18 protein-coding genes, 1 tRNA gene and 1 pseudogene are annotated in these 18,135 nt (G+C 62.0%); 3 read left to right on the top strand and 17 right to left on the bottom strand.

The window, feature by feature from the left end; genetic code table 11:
- Window positions 1-52 precede the first annotated feature (52 nt).
- The 5 genes from IE095_RS10825 to IE095_RS10805 all read right to left on the bottom strand — a co-directional run bounded on the left by IE095_RS10825 (window position 53) and on the right by IE095_RS10805 (window position 5,122).
- Window positions 53-790, bottom strand: coding sequence for an SDR family oxidoreductase (locus tag IE095_RS10825; RefSeq protein WP_189411680.1), 738 nt, complete (start codon window positions 788-790; stop codon window positions 53-55).
- Entirely contained in the window at window positions 783-2,456 is a 1,674-nt protein-coding gene (locus IE095_RS10820) for a glycosyltransferase family 4 protein (RefSeq protein ID WP_189411679.1), read from the bottom strand. The genes IE095_RS10825 and IE095_RS10820 overlap by 8 nt, the downstream gene beginning before the upstream one ends.
- Window positions 2,453-3,238, bottom strand: coding sequence for a class I SAM-dependent methyltransferase (locus tag IE095_RS10815; RefSeq protein WP_189411678.1), 786 nt, complete (start codon window positions 3,236-3,238; stop codon window positions 2,453-2,455). The genes IE095_RS10820 and IE095_RS10815 overlap by 4 nt, the downstream gene beginning before the upstream one ends.
- A 109-nt stretch (window positions 3,239-3,347) precedes the next feature.
- Window positions 3,348-3,423: transfer RNA gene (locus tag IE095_RS10810), tRNA-Thr, on the bottom strand.
- A 55-nt stretch (window positions 3,424-3,478) separates the two neighbouring features.
- Window positions 3,479-5,122, bottom strand: a complete 1,644-nt coding sequence (locus tag IE095_RS10805; protein ID WP_189411677.1) for an ABC transporter permease — start codon at window positions 5,120-5,122, stop codon at window positions 3,479-3,481.
- A gap of 88 nt (window positions 5,123-5,210) precedes the next feature.
- Here IE095_RS10805 and IE095_RS10800 point away from each other — a divergent pair, with 88 nt between their 5' ends.
- Window positions 5,211-6,086, top strand: coding sequence for a hypothetical protein (locus tag IE095_RS10800; RefSeq protein ID WP_189411676.1), 876 nt, complete (start codon window positions 5,211-5,213; stop codon window positions 6,084-6,086).
- A 5-nt stretch (window positions 6,087-6,091) separates the two neighbouring features.
- Here IE095_RS10800 and IE095_RS10795 read toward each other — a convergent pair whose 3' ends face one another.
- Complete coding sequence (locus IE095_RS10795) at window positions 6,092-6,346, bottom strand: DUF2312 domain-containing protein (protein ID WP_189411675.1); 255 nt, start codon at window positions 6,344-6,346, stop codon at window positions 6,092-6,094.
- Between the two features lie 119 nt (window positions 6,347-6,465).
- Here IE095_RS10795 and IE095_RS10790 point away from each other — a divergent pair, with 119 nt between their 5' ends.
- Window positions 6,466-6,681, top strand: coding sequence for a hypothetical protein (locus IE095_RS10790; RefSeq protein WP_189411674.1), 216 nt, complete (start codon window positions 6,466-6,468; stop codon window positions 6,679-6,681).
- Between the two features lie 5 nt (window positions 6,682-6,686).
- Here IE095_RS10790 and IE095_RS10785 read toward each other — a convergent pair whose 3' ends face one another.
- From IE095_RS10785 to IE095_RS10770, 4 genes and pseudogenes are all read right to left on the bottom strand, one after another.
- Entirely contained in the window at window positions 6,687-7,118 is a 432-nt protein-coding gene (locus IE095_RS10785; RefSeq protein ID WP_189411870.1) for a protein tyrosine phosphatase family protein, read from the bottom strand.
- 36 nt (window positions 7,119-7,154) lie between these two features.
- A pseudogene (locus IE095_RS10780) lies at window positions 7,155-7,556 on the bottom strand (DUF6691 family protein); the annotation flags it as partial.
- Window positions 7,556-7,978, bottom strand: coding sequence for a YeeE/YedE family protein (locus IE095_RS10775; protein WP_189411673.1), 423 nt, complete (start codon window positions 7,976-7,978; stop codon window positions 7,556-7,558). The gene IE095_RS10775 and the pseudogene IE095_RS10780, both read right to left, overlap by 1 nt.
- Window positions 7,979-7,987: 9 nt before the next feature.
- The gene (locus IE095_RS10770; protein WP_189411672.1) at window positions 7,988-8,851 is read right to left on the bottom strand and encodes an MBL fold metallo-hydrolase; all 864 of its coding nucleotides are present in this window, start codon (window positions 8,849-8,851) and stop codon (window positions 7,988-7,990) included.
- 70 nt (window positions 8,852-8,921) lie between these two features.
- On the opposite strand from IE095_RS10770, the gene IE095_RS10765 reads away from it, so the two are divergent.
- Complete coding sequence (locus tag IE095_RS10765; RefSeq protein ID WP_189411671.1) at window positions 8,922-9,248, top strand: TraR/DksA family transcriptional regulator; 327 nt, start codon at window positions 8,922-8,924, stop codon at window positions 9,246-9,248.
- Window positions 9,249-9,360: 112 nt separating this feature from the next.
- Here the strand turns inward: IE095_RS10765 and IE095_RS10760 are convergent, their stop codons facing one another.
- The 7 genes from IE095_RS10760 to IE095_RS10730 form a co-directional block, all read right to left on the bottom strand.
- A complete protein-coding gene (locus IE095_RS10760; protein ID WP_229804713.1) occupies window positions 9,361-10,329 on the bottom strand; it encodes a FliM/FliN family flagellar motor switch protein in 969 nt (322 codons plus the stop codon).
- Between the two features lie 66 nt (window positions 10,330-10,395).
- The gene (locus tag IE095_RS10755) at window positions 10,396-13,080 is read right to left on the bottom strand and encodes an ATP-binding protein (RefSeq protein ID WP_229804707.1); all 2,685 of its coding nucleotides are present in this window, start codon (window positions 13,078-13,080) and stop codon (window positions 10,396-10,398) included.
- Window positions 13,077-13,358 (bottom strand): hypothetical protein, encoded by a 282-nt coding sequence (locus IE095_RS10750; protein WP_189411669.1) that lies wholly within the window; start codon window positions 13,356-13,358, stop codon window positions 13,077-13,079. The genes IE095_RS10755 and IE095_RS10750 overlap by 4 nt, the downstream gene beginning before the upstream one ends.
- A 1-nt stretch (window position 13,359) precedes the next feature.
- Window positions 13,360-13,734, bottom strand: coding sequence for a response regulator transcription factor (locus tag IE095_RS10745; RefSeq protein WP_189411668.1), 375 nt, complete (start codon window positions 13,732-13,734; stop codon window positions 13,360-13,362).
- A 247-nt stretch (window positions 13,735-13,981) separates the two neighbouring features.
- Complete coding sequence (locus IE095_RS18595; RefSeq protein ID WP_189411667.1) at window positions 13,982-15,247, bottom strand: helix-turn-helix transcriptional regulator; 1,266 nt, start codon at window positions 15,245-15,247, stop codon at window positions 13,982-13,984.
- 72 nt (window positions 15,248-15,319) lie between these two features.
- A complete protein-coding gene (locus IE095_RS10735) occupies window positions 15,320-16,966 on the bottom strand; it encodes a calcium-binding protein (protein WP_189411666.1) in 1,647 nt (548 codons plus the stop codon).
- A gap of 157 nt (window positions 16,967-17,123) precedes the next feature.
- A complete protein-coding gene (locus IE095_RS10730) occupies window positions 17,124-18,104 on the bottom strand; it encodes an ABC transporter substrate-binding protein (protein ID WP_189411665.1) in 981 nt (326 codons plus the stop codon).
- Window positions 18,105-18,135 lie beyond the last annotated feature (31 nt).

The raw sequence follows: 18,135 nt of genomic DNA, 5'->3' as shown, positions 1-18,135 counted from the left end.
ATGTGGTCGATGACCGGCTGTGCCCATCCGTTTTTTGGCCCGTCTGCGCCCATCACCCCCGCCCCACAAACGGCATCTTCGTCGCCATGATCGTCATGAACTGCACATTCGTCTCAAGCGGCAGGCCTGCCATATGCCAGACGGCATCCGCCACCTGCGTCACGTCCATCAGCGGTTCCACCGCGATATGGCCATCCGCTTGCGGCACGCCCTTGGCCTGTGCTGCGGCCATATCCGTCGCCGCATTGCCAATGTCGATCTGCCCGCAGGCGATGTTATAGGCCCGCCCGTCCAGCGACAGGCCCTTGGTCAGCCCCGTCACCGCATGTTTCGACATCGTATAGGGGATCGAGCCCCAGCGCGGGGCCGTGGCGCTGATCGAACCGTTGTTGATGATCCGCCCACCTTGGGGCGACTGCCGCCGCATCCGGGCAAAGGCCGCGCGGGCGCAAAGGAACATGCCGGTGATGTTGACCTGCGACAAAGCCAGCCAGTCATCGACCGCGATCTCGTCAATCATCCGCCCCGGCAAGCCCATGCCTGCGTTGTTGAACAGCGCATCCAGACGGCCCCATTCCGCCATGGCACGGTCAAACCCGGCCTCCACCTGCGCGGCATCGCCCACATCCATCGGCAGGATCAGAGCACCCGGTGCCTCGCCCGCCGTTTCCTGTAAGGCTTCCGCCCGCCGGCCGGCCAGACCGACCTGCCAACCCTGCGCCAGAAAATGCCGCGCCACGGCCCGCCCGATGCCCGAACCCGCCCCGGTAATCAGGATGGTCTTAGTCATCGGCTTCCTCGGCAAAATCATATTTCAGCAGCCACATCAGAATGCGTTCCACCCGCCGCGCTGGAAACCCGGTAATCTGGACAAGATCGGCCAAGGTTGCCCCTGCCGTCCGGCGCTCTGCCAGCAGTGTCAACACGGCGGCCACATGGTCCGGTGCTTCGAACATCCGCCGTGTCGCACCATAGTCGCGCAAGGTCAGCATCGCTTTGACATCCAACGCAGCTTTGGGCAAAACTTTCGCCCGCCAGACCGTCGATTTCGGTTCAAATATCTCTGTCGGATAGCTGGCATAAACATGGCCTGCCGCCGGCAAAACCGGCACCGCCCACGCCGGAACCGGCGGATGTTTCGCCACTTTGGCCGCCCGTCTTATGCGCGTCAGTTCCACCCACAGGTTTTGCATCCGCGGCACCACTTGCGCCCAATCAAAACGCGTCGTCGCCCGCTTCAGCGCCGCGGCCCCCAACCGCGCCCGCAAATCGGGATCCCGGGCCAGCGTCACGATCGCCTGCGCCATCTTCCCGACATGCACCCGCGTAACGGCAGAAATTTGTGACAGATACTGCTGATAATTGTCCGTGCCCCCCAGATAACGCTGGGTCGTCGAGGTCATCAACTCGCCTTTGACCATCTGCGTCGGGATCAAAATTCCCACATCTTCGCTGACGGTATCACGCAAACCATCCCAATCGGTCGCCACCACCGGCAACCCTGCCGCCATACCTTCAACCGGAGCCAGTCCAAAGGTTTCCTGAATATTGTCGATTGGAAACAGGAACATGTCGCCGCCCGAAAGGGTCGCCAGTCTTTCTTCGGCGCTGGCACCATCCAGCAAATACAATGGCACATCCGGCATCAGCGCCTTGGCACCGTTTTGCGTCACCGATTTGCTATTCTCACCGGCAAAAATTCCACACATCGCAAGATGCAGCTTAGTCTGGCCCAAGGCCGATTGGGCTTGGCTCATCGCCAAAAACAGCGGCAACGGATCGAATTTCTCATTGACCGAAAGGCGGGCGACAATGACGCAAAGAACATCGTCTTTGCCGACCCCCAGCCGCTCGCGCAAAGCGGTTCCCGCAGCCTGATCACGGGCGAAATCGGCGGTGTTGATGCCCAGTGGGATGATCGGCAGTTGCGGACGGCGTGGCGGAGGCCCAGCAAAGCGCGCGCGGATGAAATCGTCAATCAAATCCATCTGGCGCAAAACCGAATCTTGCACCGCACGGCTGGTGCAGATCACAGCGTCCCACTCTTGCTGCCCGGCCATCCGCAGGTCGAAAAACGCCTGCTGGACGGCTTTGGTGCAGGTTGTATGGGTTATCCCACAGATCGAATACCGGGTGGCCCCAAGCACAGACCGCCGCCAAAGCTCGGGTGAGATTCCGGGGCTAGAGTAAAGCAGCGTTTCGACAGGAGGCAGCTTGCCCATATCGTCCAAGCGCACGAAGCGCTGCGGCTTCGTCACGCCTTCCTCTTCCGCCACGGCCCTAAAGGCATCGAAATCTCCACCGGCATGCGTGGCACAAACAAATTCCGGCACGTCGGCGTTGCGAAAAAATCCGCGCAGCAAGCTTTCGCCCGCCATCCGCCGCCCGTTGATTCCCTTTGCTTTGGGATTGAACCCATCGGACGAAAACCAGATCGCCGCATTCTTGTCGCTCATTTCCGTTCCATCCAAAGCCAGGGCGTCGGCACCGACCGCCATTCCCACAACAACAACAGCCGATCCAGATCGGACAGGCCCTCACACCAGGCAGGCAGGGCGCTGTCATTCACCTGCCGGTTCAATTGGGTTACCCGATGGGTGGCCGCAAAGCGTTCGGCGATCCGCTTGACCACGCCGGGGCGGAACCCCTCATGGGCCTCAACCAGAACATCGGCCTCCAGCAGGCCCGGTGCGCGGGACGGATCGAGCAATTCATCCTCGGCCCCTTCGATGTCGCACAGGACCAACGATTTCTGGCCCTTGCAGATCGCAAAATCGGCATGGCCAAACTCACCGCCGATTTCCACGCGGTCGGCCACGCCGTTCACCCGCACCATTTCGCGGCACAGGGCCTGCGCCTGTTCGCTGATGTCGCGCGCCAGAACCTTTGCGCCCGGCATCCGCAGGGCAAAGCCCACCGCATAGTAACCCTCGGCGCAGCCAACATCGACGACCAGATCATAGCCGCGTGCAATGATCCCCTCGATCACCGGGATCAGGCTTGCCTCATAATTCCCCAAAAGCCGCGTCGTGCGCGACCCTTCCGCCGCCCGCACCGGGTAATCCATGCCCTGAAACGGCCCCGTCAGCACCTTTTGCCCCGACCGGGCCACCAAGGTCTGCTCCAGCACCTGTGACCGCCATTTGCACAGAAAGCGCAAGGTTCCGGCCAGAGTCTCGGGCGCGGGCGGGTTGTCCTGCAACATCCGCAACGCGCCTTCGGTTGCGGCCCTGGTCAAGGGTGATGGTGGCGGTTTTTCTGACATATTCCCCTCATCCTGCTGGCGCGCAGTCTCTGCACCCGCCCAAAGGGAAGTCAAGCGGTGCGGCCGATGTAAGGATGGAAAATGGTGCCCCCAGCAGGACTTGAACCCGCGACCCCCTGATTACAAATCAGGTGCTCTACCAACTGAGCTATAGAGGCACTGGCTAGCAAATAGCGCCCCGACGCGACCCTTGCAAGGGGGCTGCGCAGGCGGTTAACGGTGATCACCCCGGATCAATAGGACAACGGCACAAAGCCCGACGGCCATCACCAACAGCGCGGCGGGGGCGGCGTCATGCAACCGCTCAAGACTGGCCTGTTCAAACACGCGGGTTGCCAATGTGTTGAAATTGAAGGGGCGCAGCAGCAAAGTTGCGGGGAGTTCCTTAACACTGTCGACAAAGACCATCACCAAAGCCGTTGCCAAAGTACCTCGCATGATCGGCAAATAGACGCCAAACAATGCCCCGCCCTGCCCTCGCCCCAACATTCGGGCGGCCATCGGCAAACTTGGCGCCACACGGCCCATTCCAGCGGCAATACCGCCCTGTGCGACGCCAAAGAACCGCACCACATAGGCCAAAATCAGCGCTGTGGCAGTGCCGGTCAGCACTAGGCCAGGATCACGGCCAGTCACAACGGACACGAGGTCGGCCAGATGATGATCTAAGCTTGCAAGCGGAATCAGCAGGCCTAAGGCCAGCACCGCACCGGGTGTCGCGTATCCCAGTGCCGTCAAAGCGGATAGCCGCCCCGCCCATCGCCCCCGCGCGGATCGTAGCCCGAAGACAACCACCAGTGCCAAAGCCACGGTCACAAGAGCCGCGAGGCTGGCTACCAGCAAAGTATGGGCGAGGGCCCGACCCAGATCCGGCGATAGCCAGCCCGATGGGGCTGCCCAAGCATAGTACAGCATGACCGCCACGGGCAGCAGAAAGCCGCCAGCGAATGGCAGAAAGCAGAACAGAAACGCAAAACCACCGCGCCACCCTGCCAAGGGGATGGGCCGAATTGGCCGGTCGGCACGCGACAGTCCATGATGCCGGGCCTGAGCCCGCCCTGCCCGCTCCACCCACATCAGCCCGCTGACCATCACCAGCACCACCAAGGCAATCTGCGCCGCGCCGCCCGCATTGCCTGCCGTCAGCCATGTCGTAAAGATACCGGTGGTCAGCGTCTGAACACCAAAGTGCTGGACCGTCCCGTAGTCAGCAAGCACCTCCATCAGTGCCAGCGCCACACCTGCCGCGATCGCAGGGCGGGCCAAGGGCAGTCCTACGCTCCAGAACAATCGGTAAGGGCCGGCCCCCAAGGCACGGGCCACATCGTGGATCGTTCCAGACTGTTCGCGAAAAGCCGCCCGCGCCAGAAGATAAACATAGGGATAAAGCGCACCGCCCAGCACAAGGCTGGCCCCCCAGGCATTGCGCACGTCAGGAAACCAATAGTCCCGCGCCGACTGCCACCCCATCGCTTGGCGCAACCAGCTTTGCACAAGCCCCGGATAGTCAAGGATATCGACCAGCGCATAGGCACCGACGTAAGCAGGCACTGCAAGCGGGAAGAATAGCGCAAGATCCAACCAACGACTGCCCGGAAAGCGGTGAACCGTGACCAGCCACGCCGCTCCGGTGCCTGCCACGACGGCAAGAACAGTCACCCCCAGCATCAGCCGCAGCGTATTCAAAAGATAGCGCGGCAGAACCGTCGACAGAAGATGCGGCCAGATGTTCTCGGTCGGATGAAAGGCCAGCCAGACGACGGACACAACAGGCGCCAAAATCAAGAGCGCCAGCACCCCTGCAAAAAGGGGCCAGAATGGCAGCGCGCGCCGCGACAAGTAAGGTGCAAGGGTCATCCTAAAACGCAGCCCTATCGCATGGGTGTTTGCCTGTCCAGAAATCCCCCTGTAAGATCGCAACAATGGAAATGAACGGAAAGGTCGCATGCGCATCGTCTATCATCTTGGCGCGCATTGCACCGACGAAGAACGGCTCTTGCGCTGCCTGCTCAAGAACCGTGGCCCTCTCGCAAAGCAGGGCATAGCTGTGCCGGGTCCGTCGCGCTATCGCAATCTGCTGCGCGAAACGGCCAATGGTCTGGGGCGCGGCACGGCCAGTCGAGAAGCGCAGGCCTATGTCTTGCAACAGATTCTGGAGGGAGACGACAAGGCCGAGCGCGTGATTCTGTCTTGGGAAAGTTTCATGGCCTATCCACAATGGGCCTTGCATGGCGGTCTCTACGCCCGCGCGGGTCAGAACTTGCGCAAACTGCACGATGTGCTGCCTGATTATCCTGTCGAATTCCATCTCTCGATCCGAAATCCGGCAGGATTCATCCCGGCGCTGCTGCAACGGCAGCGCGACAAGACCTACGCCGAGTTGATGCAGGATTTGCATCCCCAAGATCTCTTGTGGTCGAATGTTCTGCACGCCATTCGCGACACGAACCCCGACGTGCCAATTCACGTATGGTGCGACGAGGATTCCCCGATGATCTGGCCCGATGTCTTGCGGATCGTCACGGGGCATCAACCGGGGATGACGCTGGACGGACAAGATGATCTGCTGGCAACGCTGCTGGCGCCGCCCGATCTGGCACGCCTGCAACAAGAACTAGGCGTCCGCACCAAAGGCGATACGACGCTTCGCCCCATGATCATTGCCGAATTTCTCGAGGCTTATGCACTACCAGATAAGATGGAAACAACGGTTGATCTGCCCGGCTGGAACGTCGAACTGGTCGAAACCCTGACCTTGCAATACGATCAGGACTTGAACCGCATCGGCCGCATTCCAGGCCTGACCTTAACCTTGCCCTGATTGCCCTAGCCCATCCCAAGCGCGGCTTTGTACATCTCCAACACGGCCTCTTCCTCAGCAATGTCATCTGGCTTGCGCTTACGTAGCGCGATGACCTTTTTCATGACCTTCGTGTCGTAGCCCCGCCCTTTGGCTTCCGCCATCAGTTCTTTTTGCTGTTCCGTCACATCTTTTTTTTCGGCCTCAAGCTGTTCAAAACGTTCGATGAACTGCCGCAATTCGTCTGCGGCAACGGCGTAATTGTCGGATGCGTCGGCCATGATGTTCCCCTTCGGTTCGCAACCCTGATACCCAACTGCTCCGCCCTGTTCAAGCCACCCCACCCTTGCATAACGCCCCTTCCGGCGCTAACCCGCCACGACCAGGCAAAGGGGATTCCATGCAAATTCTTATCTGGGGCGGCACCGCCCTGACCCTGCTGGGCGTAGCCCTGCTATTCTTTTGCGTTTTGCAAGTGGCCCGCGCACGGCGCACCGCAACGTCGGATGAAGAATTGCGCCTGCGGATGCAAAAGGCAGTGGCCCTGAACCTCGCGGCGCTTGGCCTGTCGGTTCTGGGCTTGATGATCGTCGTTCTTGGAATTTTCCTGGACTGAGCCCCTCAGACCTTATCGCCAGCCAAGGCGTGAAGCTGCGGCCTTAGATGGTCCAGTTGATAGCCATAGCGCGCAGGGATACGAACCAGATCATCGACGGGCATCGTGCCAGCTTGCGCCAAGGCCCAGACCACCGAACAACGGTTGCCGCTGGCGCAGTAGGCAAAGACCGGGCCCGTCGCAGACTCCATGGCCTGCCGTTGCAAGGACACGTTTTCCATGGTCAGAGCCCCGCCGATCACCGGGTTGACCACAAAGGTCAGGCCCAAAGCCTCAGCTGCCGCTTTCATGACTGGCGTGTGCAGATCGGGCGGAATTTCCCCATCCGGGCGGTTGTCGATCACCGTGGTGAAACCGGCCGCTTTGATCGCTTGCAAATCCTCAACCGCGATCTGCGGCGAAACGGCATAACTGTCGGTCAATCTGCGAATGTCCATCTGCAACCTTTGGCTGGCAAGGCGGTTGGTCAGGCGGGTAGCCTGCGGTGCCAGAACCATACCCGCCCCCATCGCCAGAAGAAAGACCAAACCCCCCGGTCCGGCAAAGGAAACCACGGCCATGGCAGGGCCGGGGCAAAGGCCCGAAAGGCCCCAGCCGACGCCAAATAGGATGGAACCCAGCACCAAGGGTCGGTCGACCCCGCGCCGCATCGGTGGAAAGGGTGTGCCCAGTACAGAAACCTTGCGCCGGTCGGCGACAACCCAAGCCAAGGCCATCGGCAGCATTGCCCCACCCATCACAAAAGCCAGCGTCGGGTTCCACGCGCCAAAGATATCCAGAAAACCCTGAACGCGGGCGGTGTCGGTCATGCCGGAAAGCATCAACCCACCGCCAAAAAACCCACCGGCCAGCGCCGCAAAAACCAGCCGCAGCATCAGAGCCACCCCAAACCGTGGCGGAACAGGGCAACTGTCAGCATGCCAACCCCCACATACAAGACCGAGGCGACGATCCCGCGCGGCGACAGGCGCGATATTCCGCAAACGCCGTGGCCCGAGGTGCAGCCGTTCGCCATGCGGGTGCCGATCCCCGTCAGAAAACCCGCGACAGCCAGCAGCGCCCAATGGCCGGACAGATGCGTCTCTGCGCCAAAGGCAAGATAGAACACCGCCGGAATAGCAATCAGCGCCGCCAGAAATACCAGCCGTTCCGCCCAAGTCTTGCCCGCCGTCCCATCCAGCATCTGCCCGACGATCCCCGAGGCCCCCATCACCCTGCCATTGACCAGCAAATACAGCGCCGCGGCACTGCCAATCATCAGCCCGCCCAGCAGGCCCATCAGCCATTCCATCGGCATGTTTATCCCCTAAAGCCCGTTCAGGGGCACTTTCAGATAGCTGATCCCGTTGTCATCCGGTTCGGGCATCCGTCCCGCTCGCATGTTCACTTGCAAAGAGGGGATGATCAACCGGGGCATCGCCAAGGTCGCGTCCCGCGCCTCGCGCAAGGCAACGAAATCGGCGCGTGATCGGCCCGCGCCCACATGAATGTTCAACGCCTTTTGTGCGCCGACGGTGGTTTCCCAGGCATATTCCTCACGGCCCGGCGCCATGTAATCGTGCCCGACAAAGATGCGCGTGTCGTCCGGCAGGGACAGGATTTTCTGCACGGAATCAAACAGATCAGCGGCGCTTCCCCCCGGAAAATCACAGCGGGCGGTGCCAAAATCGGGCATGAAAAGCGTATCCCCCACGAAAGCCGCATCGCCGATGACATAGGTCAGACAGGCAGGCGTGTGGCCTGGCGTGTGCAGCACCCGGCCCGTCAAAGCGCCGATCTGGAACGTGTCACCCTCGGCGAAAAGCTGGTCAAACTGCGAACCGTCGCGCTGAAACTGGGTGCCCTCGTTAAAGACCTTGCCAAACGTGTGCTGCACCACGGTGATCCGGTCGCCAATGCCGATCTTTCCGCCCAGTTCCTGCTGAATATAGGGCGCGGCAGACAGGTGGTCGGCATGGACATGGGTTTCCAGCACCCATTCCAGCGTCAGTTGGTTTTCGCGGATGAAAGCGACGATGGCATCGGCAGAACGCGTGTCGGTCCGGCCCGAGGCATAGTCAAAATCCAGCACGGAATCGATGACAGCACAGGCTGTGCTTTCCGGGTCGCGCAGCAGATAGCTGATCGTGTTGGTGGCTTCGTCGAAAAAGGCGGTGATGTCAGGCGTCATGGCTTGATTTGGGTCAATGCGGGACAGGCCGGGATGACCTATGCAGGAAACATAATACATGGGGGAAGACATGACCACCATCGTCGAACGCAAAGCGCAATTGCAGGCCCGGCTGGCCGAGTTGCAAGGTCGCCTCAAGAACATCGCGGATGAATTGGACAATCCGGCAAACCCGGATTGGGACGATCTGGCGATCGAACGTGAGGGGGATGAGGTGCTGGAGGGGCTGGGCCTCTCAGGTCAACACGAAATTCGGCAGATTGACGCGGCGCTGGCGCGGATCGAGGCTGGGGAATACGGCATCTGCACCCGCTGCGGGGCCGAAATCGCCGAACCGCGGCTGGTACTGATGCCCGAAACGCCGTTTTGCCAAAGTTGTGCGGGGGCGGTGGCATGATCGGGGCGCATAGGCCAGCGGATCTTGCCACGCTGCTGAAAGAAATGCAGGCGTTGCAGCAGATGATGCCGGGCCAACCACGGCCCACGACCCAAACCGCATCGAAGCAACGCTAGCCAGCTTTGCGCAGGCTCGGAACTGTTGCGCCCTCTGATATTGGCAGGTCGACCGGCGCGGTTTGCGCCTCTTCCCGGATTTCCTGAATGCGCAGGGCGCGGTTTCCACGCGCCTGCCCCATCCGCCCGCTGGCCAGCACCCTTCCCTCAACCGTTTCCAGATGAACATGGCCCAGACCAGCCCCGCCCAAGGGCAGGATCAGATGCGGCATCAACTCCATCACCTGCCCCAAGGGCAGGCGCAGGCGGCCGATCACGGCGGTCAACTGGCATTCGGCGGACAGGATCTGTTCATGCAACTGCGCCTCGAACGGCGGTGGTGGTGGTGGGCGCTTGCCCTCCTCCTCGGCCCCAATCGGTTTGCGCCCCCGCCCCTGTGCCGGAAGCACAAGCAGCAATTGCCCCTGTTTGGTGCCCCGCGCCACATCGACATCGGCCAAAAGCATCCTATGCGGCGCATCCTCCAGCAGCAGGCCCAAGGGCCGCGCCTCATCCAGACAAGAGGCATAGCGGAAGCCGTCAGTCCAGATCAGATCCTCATCCGCCAGCAGCGCATTTTCCAACCCTTCCAACGCCGTATCCAGCCACCCCGCCACCATCGCCGCATCGGTCCGCGTCGGACGACGGGCCAGTGCCGCACCGGGCAAAACCTTGCCCAAGGTCTGCACCTCGATCAGCCCGGCCAGCAGGTCGGGCGACAGGACCATCACACCCAAACCCTCTCCCGGCCCTTCCAGCAGGCAGATCAAGGATCGTTCGGGAATGCGTTCCACCACCTCGGCCACGGAAACGGCACCGGTCTGCATCCGGCTGCAATCCAGCGCCAAGGCAAAGGCATCCCGCGCCGCCCGCGCCAAGGCCAAGGGCAGCGCCTTTTCCGCCCCCGTCCCGCGCGGATCGGCCAGACGGGCGGCGTTGTCACGCGCCAACCCCAGTTTTCGCCGGATCACATCACCCTGTGCCATGGCTTCCTCATGCTTCCTGCCCAGATGTCGCATGGAAAGCCTTGCCAAAAGGTTAGCGCCAATCCCTCATGCGGGTTTTTTCATCCGCAGCGGCAAGGTCACACGAAAGGCCGCCCCGCCCTGCCCCGGCAGATAGGCGATACTGCCACCCAGATTTTCCATGATCTCACGGCAGATCGCCAGACCAAGCCCCGCCCCCCCGGCGCGGGTCTGATCGGTCAGACGCGCGAATTTTTCAAAGATCAGCGCCTGCTTTTCCTTGGGGATGCCAGACCCATTGTCGACCACATCCAGGGTCACATGCCCGCCCTTTTGCCGCACCACCAACCGCAGTTCCGGCAGCAGCGCATCGCAGTATTTCAGGGCGTTGCTGACCAGATTGATCACCACCTGCACCAACCTGTCAGCATCGGTGCGCAAAAAGATCTGTTCCGCCTCAGCGTCCCGCGTCACCACCACCTGTCGGCCCGCCCGCCCCGCCTCGGTCGCGGCCAAGGCCCGATCCAGGATCGTCTGCACCGACACCAGCCCGACGTTCAACTGCACGGCCCCCGCCTCCAGCACCGAAAGGTCCAACAGTGCATCCAGCAGCCGCGTCAGGCGGATCGCCTCGGTGTGGATAATTTCCGAAAACCGCGCGGCTTGATCGGGCGGCAGGTCTTGTTCCATCAGCATTTCGGAAAAGGCGCGGATCGAGGTCATGGGCGTGCGCAATTCATGGCTGATCTGCGATAGGAACCCATCCTTCTGCACTGAAAGCTGGGTCAGCTTTTCATTCGCCTCGCGCAGCGCGCGGGCGGTGCGCGTCAGTTCCGCCTGTTGGCTTTCCAATTGCGCCGAATGTTCCATCATCTGCGCTGATTCACTGGCCACGGCGATCAGATCCTCGACCGAAACCGCCGCCCGGCCCGCCAGTTGCGACAGCATGGCATGGGCCGTGGCGGCCCCCACCGACCCCGCCAGCCGCATTTCCAACCCGTCCAGAAATTCGGGGGCCGGATCGGGCAGATAGCCGCCCTTGCCCTGTGCTTTGGCCTGCTCCTGAAAATAACCCAGCGCCGCCTCGTCCCCCAAAATGCGTTGGGCCGTGATCAGCAGGGCTTCGGGGTCGGCAGTGCCTTTCGACCAGCCTTGCAGCCCTGCCCCGCCATCAAACACATTCACAAAGGCCACCGCCTGCGCCCGTTCCACAGGTCCGGGAAAGGTCAGGACGGAACCAAGGCAAAAGGCGATGATGTTCAACGTCAGAGACCAGAAAACCGCGTGGATCAGCGGGTCCAACCCAATAACCCCGAACAGCGCATAGGGTCGCAGCCAGCCGATGCCAAAGGGCCCTTCTGCCATGACGCTGGCCGACAGCACCGCCCCCGGCCCGAAACTGGGCAGCAGCAGGCAATAAACCCACAGCGCCGAACCAACCCCCAAGCCCAGCGCAGCGCCCATGCGGGTGGCGCCACGCCAATAGATGCCCCCCAGCAGCGCAGGCAGAATCTGGGCCACCCCGACAAAGGCGATCAGGCCGATGGCGGCCAGGGCCGAGGATCCGCCGGACAGCAGGAAATAAGCATAGCCAAGGCCCAGAACCCCACCGATCGACATCCGCCGCGACATCAGTACGACGCCCCGCACATCGCCGGTGACCGCCGCCCGTGGCCCCAGCCGCAGCCAGATGGGCATCACGATATGGTTCGACACCATCGTCGCCAGCGCAATCGTCGCCACAATCACCATGCTGGTCGCACTGGAAAAGCCGCCCAGAAAGGCCAGCATGGCCAGCCCACCCCGCCCTTCGGACAGGGGCAGCGTCAGCACGAAAAGATCAGGGTTGCTGCCCCGCGGCATCAGCTCCATCCCCATCACGGCGATGGGGATCACAAACAGGCTCATCGCCATCAGATACAGGGGAAAGGCCCAGCTTGCCGTCGCCAGATGGTTTTCATCGGTGTTTTCCACAACCGTCACATGGAACATACGCGGCAGGCACAGCACCGCCGCCGCCGAAAGCCCCGTCAGCCCGATCCAACGCGCCGGATCCACCTCCCAGCCCGCCATGGGGCTGGCGGCGATCCGGTCCAGCATCGGGCCGATGCCGCCCCCCAGCGTGAAAACGACGAACATCCCCACCGCCAGCAGGGCCACCAGCTTCACCACCGCCTCAATCGCGATGGCAATCACAATGCCCGTATGCTGTTCGCGGCTGTCCAGATTGCGCGTGCCAAACAGAATGGTGAACACCGCCAACCCCACTGCCACCCAAAGCGAAATCACCGCCGGGTCGTTCACCGGGCTCGCCACCGCACTGGCGCTGGCAAAAACCTGAAAGGACAGGGTCACCGATTGCAGTTGCAGGCTGATATAGGGCGTCGCCGAAGCGACGCAGATCAGCGTGACGACCACCCCCAGAAAAGGCGACTTGCCATAGCGCGACGACACCATATCCGCGATAGAGGTGATGTGCTGCTGCCGCCCGATCCGCACCAGCTTGCGCAGAACCCACCACCACCCGATGAAAACCAAGGTCGGCCCCATGTAGATCGTCGCAAATTCCAGCCCCGAACGCGCCGCATAGCCGACCGCGCCGAAAAACGTCCAAGCGGTGCAATAGATCGACAGCGACAGGGTATAGACCCAAGGGCTGCGCAGCCAGCCCGCCGTTCGGTTGGCATTGCGGCGTTCCACCCAGAAAGCCACAAGGAACAGGAACAAGACATAGGCCAGACAGGCCAGAACCAGCAGGCTGAAGGGGATCATTCCGCGTCCTCAGCACTCGCCGGATCATCGGCATCATTCCCCGCCGCCCGCAGCCGCGCCGCGATCAGCGCGGTCAGGCCGATCAACACCCCCCAGGCCAGGAACAGATAGACCGCATCCCGCGCCAGATCACGGGTCTGACCGGTTGGCACCCACAACAGCGGCAGCACATACAAAAAGGCCCCCAGAAAGGGTAACATCCGCGCCCCATCCCGCAGGCGGCGCAGACGGTAGGACCGTTTGGCGACAAACATCGGACGAAGGCGGCGCGTCGCCATGCTAGGCCCCCAGCAATTGCCGCACCGCCGCCATCAGCTCGGCATTGGCAAAGGGTTTCGCCATGAACAGGCTCGCCCCCGCCTTTTCCGCCGCCTCACGGTCGCGTGCCTGGCCTTTGGCCGTCAGCATCAGCACCGGCACCCCGCGAAAGGCCCTTTCCCCCCGCATCGCCGTCAGGATTTCCAAGCCGCTGATGTCGGGCAGCATCAGATCCAGAATGACCAGCGCTGGCACCTTTTCCCGCATCACCGCCATCGCCTTGGCCCCATGATCCAGCACCGTCACCGACAGCCCATCGCGCGACAAAAGAAAGCGGATCGCCTCGGCGATGTTCGGTTCGTCTTCAATCAGCAGGACATGGGGCGTTGCGGACAAGGGGCCTCCTTTGTGGCTCTTGTAACATTAGGGCCGCTGGTCCCCATCTGTCAAAACTTCATCCCTGCCCCCATCTTTTCTTCAAAAGTATCCTGGGGGGTGAGGCGCGCCCGGAAATCGGTCCAGTGGACCGATTTCAGCGCCGAACACCCACGCAAGCCTGCGCGGGCCGGGGAAGAGCGGCAGCGAATAGGGGGCAAAGCCCCCTCGAACGCATGGCCTTATGGCCAAAGGCCATTCCGCCGGATCAGAGAGGGGCCAAAATCGACCCTTCCCGCCGCGCCGGGCAGGCCGGTTTTGCGCAGACAGCACAGGTGCTGCCGATTTCCGGCACCTCCTCGGCCACCTGTCCCAAGGGCGTGATCAGCATCGCCGCCTCAACCAAAACCGGATCGCCAAACCGCGCCCCCACACGTGTTTCGGCCACCGCCCGCAGGTGAAAGCCGCCCTCGCCCCCCCGGCCCGCCAGACGCACCCGCGCCTCGACCGGCTGGCCTGGGCGCGTCAGCGCCTGAAACAGCGGCCACAGCGCGCAGGCGGCACCAAAGCGCGGCAGGGCAAAGCCCCGCGCGGGTTTGCGAAAGGTCAGCGCCCCCGCCCCGTCGCAGATCACCAACCCATGCACAGAGCCCGGCAGCCCCGCCATCCGCCGCAGCCCCGCCATCGGCCCCAGGCCAAAACCCGCCGCCAGCGCCAGGGGGTCGTCAAAGCCCTGCGCCTGTTCCAAGGGCATCGCCCGCGCCTCGGCCTGCGTTCGCACCGCCCAGACCCGCGCCAGATCGCGCGCCAGATGCGAGGTCAGGCCCGCCTCAATCTCCGCCTCAATCTCCGCCTCGGCCCCTTCGCCCCGCTCCAGCCCCGCCAAATGCCAGCCCTTCGCCTCCAGCCAGGCGTCGAATTCTTCCTGCGGGCTGGCCACCGCCTCGGCCCCGCCTTCGGCCCGGTTCAGCCAAGCCACCAGCGTTTCCGCCCCGATGGCCATGCGTTCGGCATCCTGATGCAGGTTCCGCTGGAACCTATCGCGCCATTCCGGCGCCAGATCGCCGGTTTCCGCCAAAATCCCCGCCGTCGCCCGCACCGCCGACACCGCCGTCAGCAATTCATGCAAGGCCTGCGCCAGATGCGGGTCATGCGCCATGCGGTCGTTTAGGACCATCACCGCCCGTTCCGCCTGCACCGCCCGCCCCGAGGCCTGCGCCAAGGCCCCGGCCCAGCCCGGAAAGCGTCCGACGAATTCCTCCACCCGGTCCAGTTCCGCCGCCGTGCCTGCACCCGCCGCCCGCAAATCATCCAGCAAGCCGCTTTCGCCGATCCCGCCCAGCGCCGCCGCATCCATCTGCAAGACCCGGGCCAGCCCCGCCAGAACCTCGCCCCCCACCCGGCGACGGTTGTGCTCGATCAGGTTCAGGAAAGAGGCCGAAATCCCGGCCCTGGCCGCCACATCGGCCTGTTTCAGGCCCAAAGCCTGCCGACGTTCCCGCAATCGACTGCCGATCAGTCTGGACAGGGCCATGACCAATCCCCTCTTTGCGCAAAGAATTTACGCAAAGAGTAAAGATTTACAGGCCCTGATCAAGGCCATAGATCAAAAGATAAAGTCGCCCTTCGTCAGCACGGCGTGATTGTCGATGGTCAGTGACCAGTCAACCCGGCCATCGCCATTCACATCGCCCTGCAACAGACCCGAGGTGCTGACATAGCGCACCTGATCCGCCTTGCCGCTGAACGCTTTCGCCCCGATGAAGCGGCCCCCATCCATAAAGGCGGACAGATCTATCTTGTCGATACCATGGGCAAAGTCGGCGATGTGGTCGCCGCGGGCTTCGGCCTTGCTTGCAAAGACAAAACTGTCGATCCCGTCACCACCGCTCAGGCTGTCCACGCCAGAGCCACCCCGCAGCCAGTCATCGCCCACGCCGCCGAACATCTGGTCAGCCCCCTTGCCGCCCAAAAGGCTGTCTTCTCCCGCGCCTGCGAGCAAAGCGTCACCGCCATCGCCGCCGGAAAGGCTGTCGTTCCCGGCCTCTCCGTTCAGAATGTCGATGTCAGCGCCGCCATCAAGGCTGTCGTTGCCATTGCCGCCAAACAGCTGATCGACCCCAGTCCCGCCCAAAACGCTGTCGCCATCAGCACCGCCATAAAGGAAGTCCTGCCCTGCGCCGCCATCCAGTGTATCGAAACCTTCGTTTTCCAATAGATGTGCAGCACCCCCGTAAAGAAAATCATCGCCCGCGCCACCGACAAGGCTATCATCGCCTAACTCGCCGGACAGATAATCGTCTCCATCGCCGCCGTTCAGCTTGTCATTCCCTGAACCGCCAATTGCGGTGTCGTTGCCTGTTCCACCTTGGAAAAGGTCGTTCCCCGCGCCTCCGTAGCCAGAAAGCGCGCCGGTGCCAGCAATGAACACATCATCCCCGTCCTCTCCTGCCACGTATAGGGGATCAGACGAACCAGCCGTGACAGTATCATTTCCACTGCCACCGAAGAAAGACGAATTGATTGAAGAAGCCACAAAGAAGTGATCATCACCACTTCCGCCATAGACGCCAACGCCACTGGCCGAGCCGCCATACAGCATGTCATTCCCAGCGTCGCCCAGCAAGCGGTTGCTAAAGCCGATGGCTGTAAGGTGATCGTCGCCGTCGCCACCATATAGAAACGCGTCATCCGCCCCTTGCAGCGTGTCAGCGCCTTTACCGCCGTAAAGATAATCCCGCCCCCCAGCCGCAATGATGAGGTCATTGCCGTCTCCACCACTCAGTTCGTCATTGCCGCTGCCGCCCTGAATCGTGTCATTGCCAGCTCCGCCACTGCCGGTGGCTTGACCGGTCCCAAGGAGGATGAGATCGTCGCCTTCGCCGCCAGAAAGAGCGACATAATTGTCGTCGCCATACAGGGTGTCGTTGCCATCATCGCCCGAAACCTGATTGCTGCCGCTGCCCGCATAGATCACATCATCCCCAAGGCCGCCTGACAGGGTATTGTTGCCATCACCGCCATCCAGCGTGTCGTTCCCGGTGCCGCCGGAAAGAACATCATTCCCGCCGCCCCCCAAAAGTGAATCATTTTGTGACCCGCCATAGAGGCTGTCGTTTCCCTCACCACCGTCTAGGGTATCATCCCCTTCGCTGCCTTCCAGAAAATCGTTACCGCCTAAACCAGTTAGAAGGTCGATTTCGGCGCTACCGGCCAATGTGTCATTGTCTTGGCTTCCGGAGAATATGGGCATCGGATTAGACCTTTCAACTATGGCTGCGGCATCGCTCAACCTTGACGACACAAGTCAGAGTTGAAACCAGATTACTTTGGGCTACAAGTGTTGAAAGTATAATTTCGCGCAGAGCACACCCGGATCTATTTCCGGGTGTGCTTATAGTTTGCTGATCTTATTCCGCCAAAGCCTTGTCCGTGATCGCCGAAGTCCAGGCGCCTTCCGGCGTCTTAGTGATCACGGGGTCGGAACCACCGGCCAGCAGCGAGGCGACAGTGCGATCCGCCGCCGACACATCCAGCGCGCCGTTGGAACCTGCGGTCAGTTTCGCCACTTCGCCCATCATCCGCTTTTGGTGGGCTTCGGTCTGGGCACCGGATTCATCGTTTTCCAGCACGATCATCGCCGCTTCGTCCGAATTCGCCTCGGCATATTTCCAGCCTTTCATGCTGGCGCGGACGAATTTCACCATCGTCTCGGCAAAAGCCGGATCGGCCAGCTTTTCTTCCAGCACGTAAAGCCCGTCTTCCAAGGTGGCGACGCCCTGATCTTCGTATTTAAAGGTCACAAGGTCATCCGGGCTGATCCCCGCATCAATGACCTGCCAATATTCGTTGTAGGTCATGGTCGAAATGCAGGCCGCCTGTTTCTGCAACAGCGGATCGACGTTGAACCCCTGTTTCAGCACGGTGACGCCGCCCGCCGAACCGTCAGTTTTCAGGCCAAGCTGCGACATCCACGAAAGGAAGGGATATTCATTGCCAAAGAACCAGACGCCCAAGGTCTTGTCGGCGAAATCGGCGGGGCTGGCGACGCCCGATTCCTTGAGGCAGGTCAGCATCATGCCCGAGCTGGCAAAGGGCTGCGCGATGTTCACCAGCGGCAGACCCTTTTCGCGGGCGGCCAAGGCGGCGGGCATCCATTCGACGACCACATCCGCCCCGCCCCCGGCGATGACCTGCGTCGGGGCAATGTCCGGCCCGCCGGGCAGGATGGTGACGTTCAGGCCCTCTTCTTCATAGAAACCCTTGGCTTGGGCGACGTAGTAGCCCGCGAACTGGGCCTGCGTGACCCATTTCAGTTGCAGCGTCACGTCCTCGGCCTGCGCCGTTGTGGCCATGCCCGCCATCAGCGCGCCGGTTAGGAACTTTTTCATTCTGACCTCCTTGTTGGCCCCTTTGGGGTCC

It is taken from the genome of Neogemmobacter tilapiae (genome assembly GCF_014652215.1).
GTDB lineage: Bacteria > Pseudomonadota > Alphaproteobacteria > Rhodobacterales > Rhodobacteraceae > Neogemmobacter > Neogemmobacter tilapiae.
This window is presented reverse-complemented; position numbering and strand designations above follow the sequence as displayed.

What these genes read in the sequence shown, in the direction of transcription:
- IE095_RS10825 (WP_189411680.1), bottom strand. Translation starts at nt 790, where the DNA reads ATGACTAAGACCATCCTGATTACCGGGGCGGGTTCGGGCATCGGGCGG.
- IE095_RS10820 (WP_189411679.1), bottom strand. Translation starts at nt 2,456, where the DNA reads ATGAGCGACAAGAATGCGGCGATCTGGTTTTCGTCCGATGGGTTCAAT.
- IE095_RS10805 (WP_189411677.1), bottom strand. Translation starts at nt 5,122, where the DNA reads ATGACCCTTGCACCTTACTTGTCGCGGCGCGCGCTGCCATTCTGGCCC.
- IE095_RS10800 (WP_189411676.1), top strand. Translation starts at nt 5,211, where the DNA reads ATGCGCATCGTCTATCATCTTGGCGCGCATTGCACCGACGAAGAACGG.
- IE095_RS10795 (WP_189411675.1), bottom strand. Translation starts at nt 6,346, where the DNA reads ATGGCCGACGCATCCGACAATTACGCCGTTGCCGCAGACGAATTGCGG.
- IE095_RS10790 (WP_189411674.1), top strand. Translation starts at nt 6,466, where the DNA reads ATGCAAATTCTTATCTGGGGCGGCACCGCCCTGACCCTGCTGGGCGTA.
- IE095_RS10785 (WP_189411870.1), bottom strand. Translation starts at nt 7,118, where the DNA reads ATGGACATTCGCAGATTGACCGACAGTTATGCCGTTTCGCCGCAGATC.
- IE095_RS10775 (WP_189411673.1), bottom strand. Translation starts at nt 7,978, where the DNA reads ATGCCGATGGAATGGCTGATGGGCCTGCTGGGCGGGCTGATGATTGGC.
- IE095_RS10770 (WP_189411672.1), bottom strand. Translation starts at nt 8,851, where the DNA reads ATGACGCCTGACATCACCGCCTTTTTCGACGAAGCCACCAACACGATC.
- IE095_RS10765 (WP_189411671.1), top strand. Translation starts at nt 8,922, where the DNA reads ATGACCACCATCGTCGAACGCAAAGCGCAATTGCAGGCCCGGCTGGCC.
- IE095_RS10760 (WP_229804713.1), bottom strand. Translation starts at nt 10,329, where the DNA reads ATGGCACAGGGTGATGTGATCCGGCGAAAACTGGGGTTGGCGCGTGAC.
- IE095_RS10755 (WP_229804707.1), bottom strand. Translation starts at nt 13,080, where the DNA reads ATGATCCCCTTCAGCCTGCTGGTTCTGGCCTGTCTGGCCTATGTCTTG.
- IE095_RS10750 (WP_189411669.1), bottom strand. Translation starts at nt 13,358, where the DNA reads ATGGCGACGCGCCGCCTTCGTCCGATGTTTGTCGCCAAACGGTCCTAC.
- IE095_RS18595 (WP_189411667.1), bottom strand. Translation starts at nt 15,247, where the DNA reads ATGGCCCTGTCCAGACTGATCGGCAGTCGATTGCGGGAACGTCGGCAG.
- IE095_RS10735 (WP_189411666.1), bottom strand. Translation starts at nt 16,966, where the DNA reads ATGCCCATATTCTCCGGAAGCCAAGACAATGACACATTGGCCGGTAGC.
- IE095_RS10730 (WP_189411665.1), bottom strand. Translation starts at nt 18,104, where the DNA reads ATGAAAAAGTTCCTAACCGGCGCGCTGATGGCGGGCATGGCCACAACG.